Origin of the sequence: Kitasatospora sp. NPDC056531, assembly GCF_042794375.1 — a bacterium.
Lineage (GTDB): Bacteria > Actinomycetota > Actinomycetes > Streptomycetales > Streptomycetaceae > Kitasatospora.
Window position 1 is genome coordinate 122,501 of sequence record NZ_JBHTTU010000008.1, and the last position, 12,629, is coordinate 135,129.

At 71.7% G+C, this 12,629-nt stretch carries 9 protein-coding genes; 1 reads left to right on the forward strand and 8 read right to left on the reverse strand.

The window, feature by feature from the left end; genetic code table 11:
• Nucleotides 1-153: 153 nt before the first annotated feature.
• Together ACFQ87_RS11170 and galT are read right to left on the reverse strand one after the other, a co-directional pair.
• The gene (locus ACFQ87_RS11170) at nt 154-2,256 is read right to left on the reverse strand and encodes an NEW3 domain-containing protein (protein WP_380610373.1); all 2,103 of its coding nucleotides are present in this window, start codon (nt 2,254-2,256) and stop codon (nt 154-156) included.
• A 242-nt stretch (nt 2,257-2,498) separates the two neighbouring features.
• Nucleotides 2,499-3,602, reverse strand: coding sequence for a galactose-1-phosphate uridylyltransferase (galT, locus tag ACFQ87_RS11175; protein ID WP_380610374.1), 1,104 nt, complete (start codon nt 3,600-3,602; stop codon nt 2,499-2,501).
• Between the two features lie 261 nt (nt 3,603-3,863).
• On the opposite strand from galT, the gene galK reads away from it, so the two are divergent.
• Complete coding sequence (gene galK / locus ACFQ87_RS11180; protein ID WP_380610375.1) at nt 3,864-5,009, forward strand: galactokinase; 1,146 nt, start codon at nt 3,864-3,866, stop codon at nt 5,007-5,009.
• Nucleotides 5,010-5,022: 13 nt separating this feature from the next.
• Here the strand turns inward: galK and ACFQ87_RS11185 are convergent, their stop codons facing one another.
• The 6 genes from ACFQ87_RS11185 to ACFQ87_RS11210 all read right to left on the reverse strand — a co-directional run bounded on the left by ACFQ87_RS11185 (nt 5,023) and on the right by ACFQ87_RS11210 (nt 12,616).
• On the reverse strand, nt 5,023-5,829 hold the full coding sequence (locus tag ACFQ87_RS11185) for a DeoR/GlpR family DNA-binding transcription regulator (RefSeq protein WP_380610376.1): 807 nt from the start codon (nt 5,827-5,829) through the stop codon (nt 5,023-5,025).
• A gap of 187 nt (nt 5,830-6,016) precedes the next feature.
• The gene (locus ACFQ87_RS11190) at nt 6,017-7,057 is read right to left on the reverse strand and encodes an ABC transporter permease (protein WP_380610377.1); all 1,041 of its coding nucleotides are present in this window, start codon (nt 7,055-7,057) and stop codon (nt 6,017-6,019) included.
• A gap of 227 nt (nt 7,058-7,284) precedes the next feature.
• Entirely contained in the window at nt 7,285-8,859 is a 1,575-nt protein-coding gene (locus tag ACFQ87_RS11195) for a sugar ABC transporter ATP-binding protein (RefSeq protein WP_380610378.1), read from the reverse strand.
• Nucleotides 8,860-8,977: 118 nt separating this feature from the next.
• Nucleotides 8,978-10,027, reverse strand: a complete 1,050-nt coding sequence (locus tag ACFQ87_RS11200; RefSeq protein WP_380610379.1) for a substrate-binding domain-containing protein — start codon at nt 10,025-10,027, stop codon at nt 8,978-8,980.
• 483 nt (nt 10,028-10,510) lie between these two features.
• A complete protein-coding gene (locus tag ACFQ87_RS11205; protein ID WP_380610380.1) occupies nt 10,511-11,536 on the reverse strand; it encodes a 6-phosphofructokinase in 1,026 nt (341 codons plus the stop codon).
• A 351-nt stretch (nt 11,537-11,887) separates the two neighbouring features.
• Complete coding sequence (locus ACFQ87_RS11210) at nt 11,888-12,616, reverse strand: type 1 glutamine amidotransferase (protein WP_380610381.1); 729 nt, start codon at nt 12,614-12,616, stop codon at nt 11,888-11,890.
• Nucleotides 12,617-12,629: the final 13 nt, after the last annotated feature.

Sequence of the window (12,629 nt, forward strand, 5' to 3'; positions counted from 1 at the left end):
CGGTGGGGGGTTTTGGGGGGGGTTGCCCTTTTTTTTTTTTTTTCCTCTTTTCCTCCCCTTCTTTTCTCGTCGGGTCCCCCCCCCTTTCCCCTCCCCCCCCCCGGGGCCCTGGTGTCGTTGCTGGACTGCCCAGTTGCCGGGTCGCTTGGCCGCTCAGCTCTGGGTGAAGCCCGTGAAGTCGGCCTCGCCACTGGTGCCCGCGCTGTGCGAGGTGGTGAACAGCCCGACGTCCTGGAGTGCGGCCACTCCCGGGAGGGTGGCCTGCCCCACCTTCGTCCAGGTGGTCCCGTCGGTGGAGCAGTAGCCGGTGTACGTCGAGCCGTCGCGCACCAGCTTCAGCCAGCTCGGATAGCTCGCGGACCCCGAACCCTGGTTCGCCGGGGCGCTGTTGGAGTCCAGCTTGCCGTCGCCGTCGCTGTCCCACTGAAGCACGTAGCCCTTGCCGGGTGCCTCGGCGAGGATGAGGTACCCGGTCGACCGGCCCGGCTCGGTGATGTTGTTGCGGACCATGATCCCGGCCTTGGCCCAGTCGCTGGTCGGAGCCTGCGCGGTGAGCTTCACGACCGTGGTGGAGCCGTCGTGTTCGGCGCCCGGTCGGTAGACGGTGCTGTACTGGTCGACGTCGTAGTAGAGGTCGGCGCCCGCGCCGTCGATGGAGAACGTCCCGTCCTGCGAGCCGAAGACGGCGGTGGTGTCGGTGAAGGTCCGGTACGGCGCCTGCACGGGTGCGGCCAGGACGACCGGCGTGGGCGCGGTGACGCTCTGCGGGCCGCCCGGCCCGTGCGCGGTGGCGGTGCCGGTCAGGGTGGCTCGGGTGATCGGCGTCGGCAGCTTCGCCGGGGCGGTCACGCGGAACGCGGCCTCCGCGTGGCCGCCGGCCGGCACGTGCCCGACCCGGGTCTCCGACAGAGGTGCGGCCGTCCACCCGGCCGGGACGTCAAGCCCGAGCACCACGTCGTTCGCGGACTGGGCACCGTTGTTGGCGAAGGCCGTGGTGACCGTGGCCGAGCCGCCCGGAGTGAGGTCGGGCACCTTGGTGTCGAGGACGAGGTCCGGGTGGTGCCCGCCGGGGTGGTCGGTCGGGGTGACCCGGTACATGACGGCACCGTGGCCGGGCACGGTGGAGCTGATCGCCCCGGCGGTCTCGCCGTCGGTGTGCTCCCACAGATCCCGCAGGAGGTACCCCTTGGCCTGCGGCAGGCCGACCGCGGCCGCGGTGGTCGAGATCACCGTGGGCTGCGGGTTCTCGTTGAACAGCGTGACGGCGACGCTGCCGTCGGCGAGCGGCTTGGCCAGGACGTCCAGACCTGCGGCCATGCTCACGGGCCGGCCCTGCTTGCCGAGCCGGTCCTGGTCGACGGCGATGACCTCGGTGTTGCCGTAGATCGCGAGGGTGTCGGCGCTCGCCTTGCGCAGATCGGTGCCGGCGATCAGCGGGGCCGCCATCTCCGCCCAGAGCGAGAAGTGGGCGCGGTCCTCGGTCGCCGTCATGCCGTTGCCGACCTCCAGCATGTCCGGGTCGTTCCAGCCGCCCGGGCCCGCGGCGTCGGCGAGCTTGGCGTTCGCGTGGAAGATGTCCAGCATCCGGCCGAACGAGGCGTCGATGTCCCCCGTGGTGCGCCAGAGTTGGCCGACACTGCCACCCCAGGTCCACACGCTGTCCAGGCCCCAGTTGCAGAGGCTGTAGACGATCGGGCGGCCGGCCTTCGTCAGGGCGTCGGCCATCGCGCGGTAGCGCTGCTGGGACGGTATGCCCTGGTTGTAGCAGTTGTCGTACTTGAGGTAGTCGACGCCCCAGGAGGCGAAGGAGTCCGCGTCCTGCTGCTCGTGGCCGAGGCTGCCGGGGAAGCCCGCACAGGTCAGCGTGCCGGCGCTCTCGTAGATGCCGAGCTTGAGGCCCTTGGCGTGTACGTAGGCGGCCACGCCGGTGATCCCGTGGGGGAACTTGACCGGGTCGGGGACGAGCCGACCCGCGGCGTCGCGGGCCTTGCCCATCCAGCAGTCGTCGATGTTGACGTACTGGTAGCCCGCGGCCCGGAGGCCGGCCGAGACCAGCTTGTCGGCGGTCTGCTCGACCAACTGCTCGTCGACGTCGCAGCCGAACGCGTTCCAGTCGTTCCAGCCCATCGGCGGTGTGGGGACCAGCACGGCGCCGGCCGAGTCGGCGGCTGCGGCGGGGGTGCTGGTGAGGGGGACAGCGGCGAGCGGCGCCGCTGCCAGCGAGGCCGCGAGTAACGCGGCCCACGTCTTGCGCATCGTGTCTCCTGGGTCCGGAGGGTTGCGGACGGTGGTGCAGGAACTGGCACCCTGCGCAGGGCGGGGGAAAGCGAACCAAATCAAACAGAGATAGTCAACACTCAACGCAATCAGACGGATATCAACGCGCTGCGGGGTCCTGATCATCGAGTGGCTGGAAGTCGCCGCCCATGCCGACGGAGCCCACCGCGTCGGTGGTCACGACGGGGTGGGCTCCGGCGGTGCCGTGGGCGGGTTTCGGGTCAGCCGAGTGCGGCGTCCCGGAGCCGGGCGGCGGCCTGCTCCGGGCTCACATCGGTGACGAAGGCGTCCAGGCCGGATTCCACGCCGGCCAGGTACTTGAGCTTGCCGGCCGCCCGTCGGATGGTGAACAGCTCCAGGTGGAGCGCGAGTTCGTCGCCGCCGGTGCTGGGCGCCTGGTGCCAGGCCGAGATGTACGGGGTCCGGTTGGGTGCCGAGCCGGGCGTGGCGGGGAACAGTGCGTCGAACCGGCGCAGCAGGTTCAGGTAGAGGCCGGGGAACTCGGCGCGCTCGGCCTCGGTGAGCGCGGTGAGGTCGCGGACGCGCCGGTGGGGGTAGAGGTGGACCTCGTAGGGCCAGCGGGCGGCGAACGGGACGAAGGCGGTCCAGTGTTCGCCTTGGAGGACGAGTCGTTCGGGGGAGTTGCGTTCGGTGGTGAGGAGGTCCTCGAAGAGGTTGCGGCCGGTGCGGGTCCGGTGCTCGTGGGCCTGGGTGATCATTCGGGTGGTGCGGGAGGGGATGAAGGGGAAGGCGTAGATCTGGCCGTGTGGGTGGGCGAGGGTGACGCCGATTTCTTCGCCGCGGTTCTCGAAGCAGTACACCTGTTGGACGCCGGGTAGGGCGGAGAGTTGCGCGGTGCGGTCGGTCCAGGCGTCCAGGACGAGGCGGGCCCTGGGTTCGTCGAGGTCGGCGAAGGAGGCGTGGTGGTCGGAGGTGAAGCAGACCACCTCGCAGCGGCCGTTGCCGGGGCGGAGGGTGTGCAGGGGTGCGTCCCGGGCCGTGACGTGTTCGGCGGAGCCGGTGGCGAGGGAGGGGAAGCGGTTCTCGAACACCGCGACCTCGTAGTCGGCGGCCGGGATCTCGCTGAGGTGCCCGTTCCGGGACGGGCACAGCGGGCACTGGCCGGCGGGCGGGTGGTAGGTGCGCTGCTGGCGGTGCGCGGCCACCGTCACCCACTCGCCGAGCACCGGGTCGAGCCGGATCTCGGAGAGGCTCGCGGTCGGCCCGAGCGGTCGCTCGTCCGGGACATCGCGGAGCGCACCGGGCTCCTGGTCGAAGTAGACGAGTTCGCGGCCGTCGGCCAACGTGGTGGCGGTTCTGTGCACCGCTGTACTCCTTACGCGTGGGACGTCGCCCCGGCAGTTTTCGAGCTTCAACAGATTCAAACAGAGACGATCGCTTGTCAACAACCGTTGTCGCTGGTGGCAGGTGTTCCGGACTGTCGGCTCGACCCGACTGAACATGGCCATCGCGAATGTTGACCCTGAGGGCAGTGGTGTTTGATTATGTCGGAATTCGCTCCCGTCTGCTGATGGACACCGCAGGCGGGAACCATCCCCGCCCGTACCAGGCATGGAGCTGAACAGATGATCGACGAGGCAGCCGGCGACTTCGAGGCCGTCCACGGGGCACGACCGGGCGGCGTGTGGGCCGCTCCGGGCCGGGTGAACCTGATCGGCGAGCACACCGACTACAACGACGGCTTCGTCCTGCCGATCGCCCTTCCGCACACCACCCGGGTCACCGCCCGCCGCCGGGAGGACGGACGGCTGCGGCTGTACAGCGCCCAGGGCGACGGCACCATCACCGACCTCGCGCTGGACGGCCTGGCACCCGGCGCCGTCGCCAGCTGGGCCGCCTACCCGGCCGGGGTCTTCTGGGCGCTCGCCGAGGCGGGGCACCCCGTCGGCGGGGCCGACCTGTTCGTCGACAGCGACGTGCCCGCCGGAGCCGGCCTCTCCTCCTCCGCCGCCCTGGAGTGCGCCACGGCCGCCGCCCTGAACGACCTCTACGACCTCGGCCTGACCGCGCCGGAACTCGCCCTGCTCGCCCAGCGGGCCGAGAACGCCTTCGTCGGCGTGCCCTGCGGCGTCATGGACCAGATGGCCTCCGCCTGCTGCACGGACGGCACCGCGCTCTTCCTGGACACCCGGACCCTGGAGCAGCGGCACGTCCCGCTCGACCTCGCGGCGGCGGGTCTGCGGCTGCTGGTGATCGACACCCGGGTCAAGCACGACCTCGGCGACGGCGCCTACGCCGCCCTGCGGGCCGGCTGCGAGCGCGCCGCCGAGCTGCTCGGGCTGCCCGCGCTGCGCGACCTCCCGGCCGCAGCCCTGGCCCCCGCGCTGGACCGACTGCCCGAGGAACTCCGGCCGCTGGTCCGGCACGTGGTGACCGAGAACGGGCGGGTGGCCGCGACCATCGAGCACCTGGACGCCGGCCGGATCGCCGAACTGGGCCCGATCCTGACGGCCGGGCACGCCTCGCTGCGCGACGACTTCCGGGTCTCCTGCCCGGAGACGGACCTCGCGGTGGAGGCCGCCGTCGCCGCCGGGGCGCTGGGCGCCCGGATGACCGGCGGGGGCTTCGGCGGCTCGGTCGTCGCGCTGGTCGAGGCCGCGCGCGTGGCGGAGGTCTCACAGGCGGTGGAGGTGGCTTTCAGGGCGGCGGGTTTCGCCGCACCGGTCACCTTCACCGCCGTGCCCTCGGCGGGCGCCCGGCGGGTGGGCTGACCCGGCCGAGCGCTCAGCCGGCCGCGGGGACGACGATGAGCTCGCCGACCGCCTCGGCGATCACCTCGCGGGCGGTCGCCGGGAGGGCGTCGTCGGTGATGAAGCAGTCGATCTCCGCCAGGGTCGCGAAGCTGCTCAGCCCGACGACGCCCCATTTGGTGTGGTCGGCGACCACGATGGTGCGGCGGGCGGAGGCGATCAGGGCCCGGTTGGTCTGCGCCTCGGCCAGGTTGGGCGTGGTGAGGCCGGCCTGCTCGCTGACCCCGTGCACGCCGAGGATCAGCAGGTCCACGTGCAGCGAACGGATCGTCTGGTCGGCCAGCGCTCCCACCAGGGCCGCCGAGCGCGTGGGGGATCCACCGGTCAACAGCAGCGACGGGACGCCCTCCTTCCCGTCGCTTCCCGCTGCCCACAGCAGGTCCGCGATCCGCAGCGAGTTGGTCACCACCGTCAGTTCCGGGATCTCCAGCAGCCGGGCGGCGACCGCGTAGGTCGTGGTGCCGGCCGAGAGGGCCACCACGCTGCCCGGCTCCACCAGTTTCACCGCGGCGTCCGCGAGCGCGGCCTTGGTGCCCTCCTCCAGGGCGGATTTGGCGTCGAAGCCGGGTTCGAAGGTGCTCGCCGTCCCGGTCGCGACGGCCCCGCCGTGGACCTTCTCCACGGTGCCCTGGCGGGCCAGCGCGTCGAGGTCCCGGCGGATGGTCATGTCGGACACGCCGAACTGCTCGACCAGCTCGGCGACCCGGACCGCGCCGGCCCGGCGGATCGCCTCCAGGATCAGCGCCTGGCGCTGGGCGGCGAGCAACGTCTGGTCAGCCACGGAGGACCTTTCGATCGAACGAGCACGTGCGGCTTGTGCGTTCTCGTCGGCGACCGGGAACGCGGCTGGGTCCTGCGGGAGCCATTATCCCAGGACCGGCGGGCCACCTGTCTGCCCGGTACCCGGTCGGCCATGGAACCGCCGGTGCCGCGGTCGGGCCCGGCCCGACCGCGGCGATCGGCAGGCGTCAGGCGGGCAGGCCGACGGCGCGTTCGCGGTTGCGGCGCTGCTGGATGACGACGGCGGCGACCAGCAGGGTGCCCTGGGCGACGTTCTGCCAGAAGGCGTTGATGCCCTGGACGGTGAGGCCGTTCTGCAGCGCGCCGAGGAGTGCGACGGCGAGCAGGGTGCCGCCGATGCCGCCCTTGCCGCCCTTGAGGGCGCAGCCGCCGAGGGCGGCGGCGGTGATGGATTGGAGTTCCAGGCCCTCGCTGCCGGAGACGGGCTGGCCGCTGCCGGTGCGGGCGGTGAGCAGCACGCCCGCGAGGGCGGCGACGGTGCCGGAGAGGGCGTAGGCGGCGATCAGGTACTTGTTGAGGTTGATGCCGGCCAGGCGGGCGGCGGTGTCGTTGCCGCCGATGGCGTAGATGTTGCGGCCGATGTCGGTGTAGGTGAGCAGGGCGTGCACGGCGGCCGCGGTGAGGATCAGCAGCCAGACCATGGTGGGCAGGCCGGCGATCTTGCCCCGGCTGAGGAAGACGAAGACGGGGTCGTTGAGGACGTAGCCCTGGGCGCGGCCGTCCGAGACGAGCTGGGCGACGCCCTTGTAGGCGGCCAGTCCTGCGAGGGTGGCGATGGTGGGGTTGACCCGGCCGTAGACGATCACGGCCCCGTTGAACAGGCCGATGCCGGCGCCGATGGCGAGGGCGGCGCCGATGCCGAGGTAGGGGCTGTTGCCGGTGGAGGTGAAGACCATGGCGCTGGTGACGGAGGCCAGGCCGGCCTGGGAGCCGACCGAGATGTCGAGGCCGCCGCAGATGATCACGACGGTCTGGACGACGGCCAGCAGGCCGGAGATGGTGGCGGCCTCGGCGATGACCTGGATGTTGTCCCAGCCGACGAAGTTCGGGTTGAGCCAGCCGAACAGGGCGACGACGGCGACGAGGGCGCCGATCAGGCTGAGGTTCTGGCCGCCGACCGCGGCGATCAGGGCGCGCGGGCCGCCGGACCGGGCGGGCAGGGCTCCGGTGTCCGGCACCGGGGCGGTCGGGGGCGTGACGGTGCTCATGCGCCCACCTCGCTGCGCTCGGCAGGGGCATTCGCCCACGCGCGCCTTTCGATGATTCGCTCGCTGCGCTCGTTCATGCGCCCACCTCGCTGCGCTCGGCAGGGGCATTCGCCCACGCGCGCCTTTCGATGGTTCGCTCGCTGCGCTCGTTCATGCGCCCACCTCGCTGCGCTCGGCAGGGGCATTCGCCCACGCGCGCCTTTCGATGATTCGCTCGCTGCGCTCGTTCAACGGGTCTCTCCGGTCTGGGCGGGGGCGGTGGTGGCGAGGTCGTCGGCCATGGCGAGGGCGAGGACGGCCTCTTCCGTGGCCTGCTCGCGGGTGAGCTCGCCGGTGGTGCGGCCGTTCTGCATCACCACGATGCGGTCGGCGAGGCCGAGCACTTCGGGCAGTTCGGAGGAGATGACCAGGACGGCGGTGCCCTCGCGGGCGAGGTCGGCGATGATCTGGTAGATCTCGGCCTTGGCGCCGATGTCGACGCCGCGGGTGGGTTCGTCGAGGATCAGCAGGTCGGGTCTGCGGGCGAGCCAGCGGGCCAGGACGACCTTCTGCTGGTTGCCGCCGGACAGGGTGCGGACCTCCGCCTCGACGGAGGGTGCGCGGACCCGCAGCCGGTCGGCGTACTCCTGGGCGAGGTCCTTCTCCTGCCGGCGCTTGATGAACCGCCACCGGCTGAGCCGACGCAGGCTGACCAGCGAGGTGTTGTCCCGGATCGTGCGGTGCAGGAACAGCGCCTGGGCCTTGCGCTCCTCGGGGGCCAGGCCGATGCCGGCGGCGATGGCCGCGCGGGGGTTGCGCAGTCGCAGGACTTCGCCGTTGAGGGCCACCGTGCCGGAGCGGATCGGGGCGTCGCCGGCGAGGGCGAGGGCGAGTTCGGAGCGTCCGGCGCCGATCAGGCCGGCCAGTGCGACGACCTCGCCGGCCCGGACTTTGAGGCTGATGTCGCTGACGTCGTCGGTGGTGACATCGTCGACGTCCAGGACGACGCGGTCGGTGGCGACCTGCTGGCGCACGAAGAGGGTGGAGAGGTCGCGGCCGACCATGAGCCGTACCAGTTCGCTCTCGCCGGTGGCGGTGGCCTGGACCACGCCGGCGAGGCGGCCGTCGCGCAGCACGGCGATGCGGTCGGCGAGTTGGAAGATCTCCTTCATCCGGTGGGAGACGTAGATGACCGCGATGCCCTCGTCGCGCAGGCGCCGGATCAGGGTGAACAGGGCCTCGACCTCGTGCTCGGAGAGTGAGGAGGTGGGCTCGTCGAAGGCGATCGCGCGTGGTGGGACGGCGCCGGTCAGGGCCCGCATGATCTCGACCAACTGGCGTTGGGCGGGCGTGAGTTCGGAGCCGAGGAGGTCGGGGTCCAGGACCTTGTCGAAGCCGAGGCGCCGCAGGTCGGCGGTGATCCGGCGGCGCAGTTCGGCGCGGTCCAGGCGGCGCAGCCGGGTGCGGGGCAGTGAGCCGGTGTAGACGTTCTCGGCGACCGGGACGTGGGGGATGATCTCGGGTTCCTGCGGGATGATCCGGATCCCGGCGCGGCGGGCGTCCTGCGGGGAGTGCAGGTCCAGGGCCTTGCCGTCCAGCAGGACGCGTCCCTGGGTGGGGCGGTGGTCGCCGGTCAGGATGCGCAGCAGGGTCGACTTGCCGGCGCCGTTCTCGCCCATCAGGGCGGTGACCTGGCCGGGCGGGAAGGTGAGGGTGACGTCGGTGAGCGCCTGGACGGTGCCGAAGCGCTTGGACACCCCCTCGGCGCTCAGGCCGGCGGAGCCGTCCGGTGGCGGCAGGGGCGAGGGTTCAGGTGGGGTCATCGGGGCCTCGTTGGCGGTGCGGTACGGCGGTGCGGGCGGTCTTCGGGAGCGTCGGGGGTGCGGCGGGGCCGGCGCAGGCCTGCCGCACCGCCGGCTCGGCGCGACGTCGGGTGCGGCGTCAGCTGCAGGACACGCCCGCGGACTGCCAGGTCGCGGCGTCGACCATCTTGGTCGGGGCGAAGGCCTCCTTGGGGAAGTCCTTGCCGTTCTTGAGCTTGTCGTACATCGTCTGCACCGACAGGGCGCCGACGTCCTTGCCGTTGATGAACAGGGCGGCCTTCATACCCGACGGCTTGCCGGAGGCCCAGTCCTTGCACGCCAGGTAGGCGCCCAGGCCGACACCGTCGATGTCGTCGGGGCTGATCCCGGCGTTCTGCAGGGCGGTGACGGCGCCCTGGACGTTCTCGTCGTTGCAGCCCCACGCCACCCAGTGCTTGACGCCGGGGTTGGCGGTGATGGTGGCGGCCACCTTGTCCTGGGCACCGGTCGGGGTGTTGTCGGTGGCCACGTCGATGGTCTGCACTCCCGGTACGGCCTGGTCGAAGGCGTCCTTGGCGGCCTTGACCCGGTCGCCGCAGACGGTCACGTCCTGCTTCCAGGCGGAGAGGATCCGGGTGTCGGCCGCGTTCCAGCCGGCCTTCTTGAACTCCTCCGCGGCGCGCTGGCCGACCTGCTGACCCATCTGCCGGCCGGAGAAGCCGATCCGGGGCACCAGGTCGCCCGCGGCGCACTGCGCCGGGGAGGGGCCGCTCGCGCAGACCTGGTCGTCGGAGGTGAGCAGTGCGGCCTTGGCGTCCCGGGCCGTCTGGACGACCTGCGGGCCGACGGCCGGGTCCGGGACCACGATGATCAGGCCGTTGCTCTTCTGCGCGATCGCGGCCTGCACCTCGCCGACCGTCTTGTTGGCGTCGTTGCCGAGGTTCACGACCTTCAGGTCGGCGCCCAGCTCGGCGGCCTTGGCCTTGGCGCCCGCGGCCTCGTCCACGAAGTACTGCTGGTCGCCCTGCTTCTGCAAGTAGGTGATCGAGACCTTGCCGGACACCGGGGCCACCGGAGCGTCGGCGCCGGAGGAGGAGGTCTGCCCGGTGGAACAGGCCGTCAGACCGAAGGCGGTGACCAGGCTCAGCGCGGCGAGGGAGGCCAGGCGGCCGCGGGGGGAGAGGTGCATGGTGGGGCTCCTGAGGGTGGGGGCCGATCAGCCAGTAGCAACAGAATCAATCAGAAAGCATCGTAATCAAACGCGATGGAGCAAAAGGAAACGCCCAGCTCAGGCCTGAGTCAAGCTCAGGTTTGCCTCTGGGGCGGTTTCGAAACCGTCTCGTTATGCCCGCCGGCCCTCGCGGGCGCGCTGCGCACTCCATCGGGCTCCTGGCGGTCGTCCTGGTCAGGAGCGGTCAACGGGGGAGCGCTCGACGGCATCCACCTACCGGTCGATGGGCAGGTAGGTGCTCATGACAGCTTCGGGGAAAGCCGGGGCATCGTCAATGGTCGCGGCACCCAGGCGTGTTGGGTCGCCGCGATGATGTGTGGATCGATGATTCCAGGTTGTTGATTGGTGTTGGAAGTCGAGGCGCGCGAGACCGGGCGAGGACGCACGCGGGCCCCCGGACCGACAAGCGGTCCGGGGGCCCGAAGTGCGGCGGGCGGACGGTCAGATGACCGTCTCGGCCTCCAGGTAGCGCTCCTGGGGGACGGTCTTCAGCTCGGCGACCGCCTCGGCCAGCGGGACCAGGTTGATGTTGGTGCCCTGCAGCGCGGTGATGTGCCCGAAGGCGCCCTTGTGGACGGCCTCGACGGCGTGCCAGCCGAAGCGGGTGGCGAGCACCCGGTCGTAGGCGGTCGGGGTGCCGCCGCGCTGGGTGTGGCCGAGGATCACCGGACGGGCCTCCTTGCCGAGGCGGTGCTCCAGCTCGCGGGAGAGCTGGGTGGCGATGCCGGTGAAGCGCTCGTGGCCGTAGATGTCCTTGCTGCCCTCCTCCCAGTGCATGGTGCCGGGCTCGGGCTTGGCGCCCTCGGCGCAGACCACGATGGCGAACTTCTTCTGGCGGTCGAAGCGCTCGCGGACGACGGCGGTGAGCTTCTCGATGTGGAACGGGCGCTCCGGGACGACGATGGCGTGGGCGCCGGCCGCCATGCCCGCGTTCAGCGCGATCCAGCCGGTGTGCCGGCCCATGACCTCGACGACCATGACCCGCTGGTGGGACTCGGCGGTGGTCTTCAGCCGGTCCAGCGCCTCGGTGGCGACCGAGACGGCGGTGTCGAAGCCGAAGGTCACGTCGGTGGCGGCGATGTCGTTGTCGATGGTCTTCGGCACGCCGACGATCGGCAGGCCCGCGTCGCTCATCAGCTTGGCGGCCTTCAGAGTGCCCTCGCCGCCGATCGGGATCACCGCGTCCAGGCCGAGGTCGGAGCAGTACTTCTTGGCCCGCTCCACGCCGTCCCGCAGGTGGCTCGGCTGCACCCGGGAGGACCCGAGGATGGTGCCGCCCTGGGCGAGGATGCCGCTCACCGAGTCCAGGGTCAGGGGGCGGTGGTGGCCCTCCAGGAAGCCGCGCCAACCGTCCTCGAACCCGATGATCTCGTCGCCGTGGTCGACCACCCCGCGGTGCACCACGGAACGGATCACCGCGTTCAGGCCGGGGCAGTCACCGCCGCTGGTCAGCACTCCGATACGCATTAGCTTTGCAACTCCCGAGCAGAACCGAGGAACGGCCGGACTACAGGCTGGGACGACGAGCCGACACCGTAACGAGGCGCTCCCACGCCGGGATGGCGGGGAGGTGGCCGCGAGGTGAAGGACCGGCCGATCCGGACAGAACGTCCGAAAACGGCCGTGAAGTCGAGCATACGGCCCCTGGTCCGGCCGGGCAGGAGCCGACGCGGGAGCGGCGCCGTCGGCGCCCCCGCGCGGAATTGCAGCCTGCTGCCGAGGAGGGTGTGCAGCTGGCAGCCCCATTGTCGTACGTCCGGGGCCGCCCGTGGGCCGGGTGACCGCATGGCGGGCACCCGGGCGGGGCGTGCGGGCGTACTACGAGGGGCGCGTCGTGGCGGCGATGCGCTCGGCGCGCAGCGCGTCGTACCAGGTGGTGTCGGCCGGCGGCAGGGCGTTGACGTCCAGCGCCAGCTTGATCAGCATGTCGGCCACGGCGGGGTTGCGCGCCAGTACCGGGCCGTGCAGGTAGGTGCCGAAGACGGTGTCCCGCCAGGCGCCCTCGGTGCCGTCGCCGGTGCCGTTGCCCCGGCCGACGGTGACGGTGGCGAAGGGCTGGACGCCCTGTCCGAGGTGGGTGACACCCTGGTGGTTCTCGAAGCCGGTCAGCTGCGGCAGGCCGAGCCGCGGGTCCACGTCGGCCAGCACGTCGCCGACGCAGCGGGCGCCCTCGCCGCGCGTGGTCCAGGCGTCGAGCAGGCTGAGGCCCGGCTCGCGCTCGCCGAGGTCGTTGATGAACTCGTGGCCCATGATCTGGAAGCCGGCGCAGACGCCGAAGATGATCGCGCCGTTCTCGGCGGCCCGTACCAGGCCGCTGTCGGCGCGCAGCCGCTCGGCGGCCAGGCGCTGGGGGCGGTCCTCGCCGCCGCCGATCAGGTAGATGTCCCCGCTGGTGGGGATCGCCTGGTCGGAGCGGACGTCGATCCGGGTCACGTTGAGATGGCGCTGGCGGGCCCGCCGCTCCACGACCAGGGCGTTGCCCCGGTCACCGTAGGTGCTGAGCAGGTCCGGGTAGACCCAGACCACGCGCAGGCTGCTCTCACTCATCCTCGAAGGCCTT

Bases quoted from the DNA above. Each gene is read 5' to 3' on its own strand.
- ACFQ87_RS11170 (WP_380610373.1), bottom strand. From the start codon at position 2,256: ATGCGCAAGACGTGGGCCGCGTTACTCGCGGCCTCGCTGGCAGCGGCG.
- galK (WP_380610375.1), top strand. From the start codon at position 3,864: ATGATCGACGAGGCAGCCGGCGACTTCGAGGCCGTCCACGGGGCACGA.
- ACFQ87_RS11190 (WP_380610377.1), bottom strand. From the start codon at position 7,057: ATGAGCACCGTCACGCCCCCGACCGCCCCGGTGCCGGACACCGGAGCC.
- ACFQ87_RS11195 (WP_380610378.1), bottom strand. From the start codon at position 8,859: ATGACCCCACCTGAACCCTCGCCCCTGCCGCCACCGGACGGCTCCGCC.
- ACFQ87_RS11200 (WP_380610379.1), bottom strand. From the start codon at position 10,027: ATGCACCTCTCCCCCCGCGGCCGCCTGGCCTCCCTCGCCGCGCTGAGC.
- ACFQ87_RS11205 (WP_380610380.1), bottom strand. From the start codon at position 11,536: ATGCGTATCGGAGTGCTGACCAGCGGCGGTGACTGCCCCGGCCTGAAC.
- ACFQ87_RS11210 (WP_380610381.1), bottom strand. From the start codon at position 12,616: ATGAGTGAGAGCAGCCTGCGCGTGGTCTGGGTCTACCCGGACCTGCTC.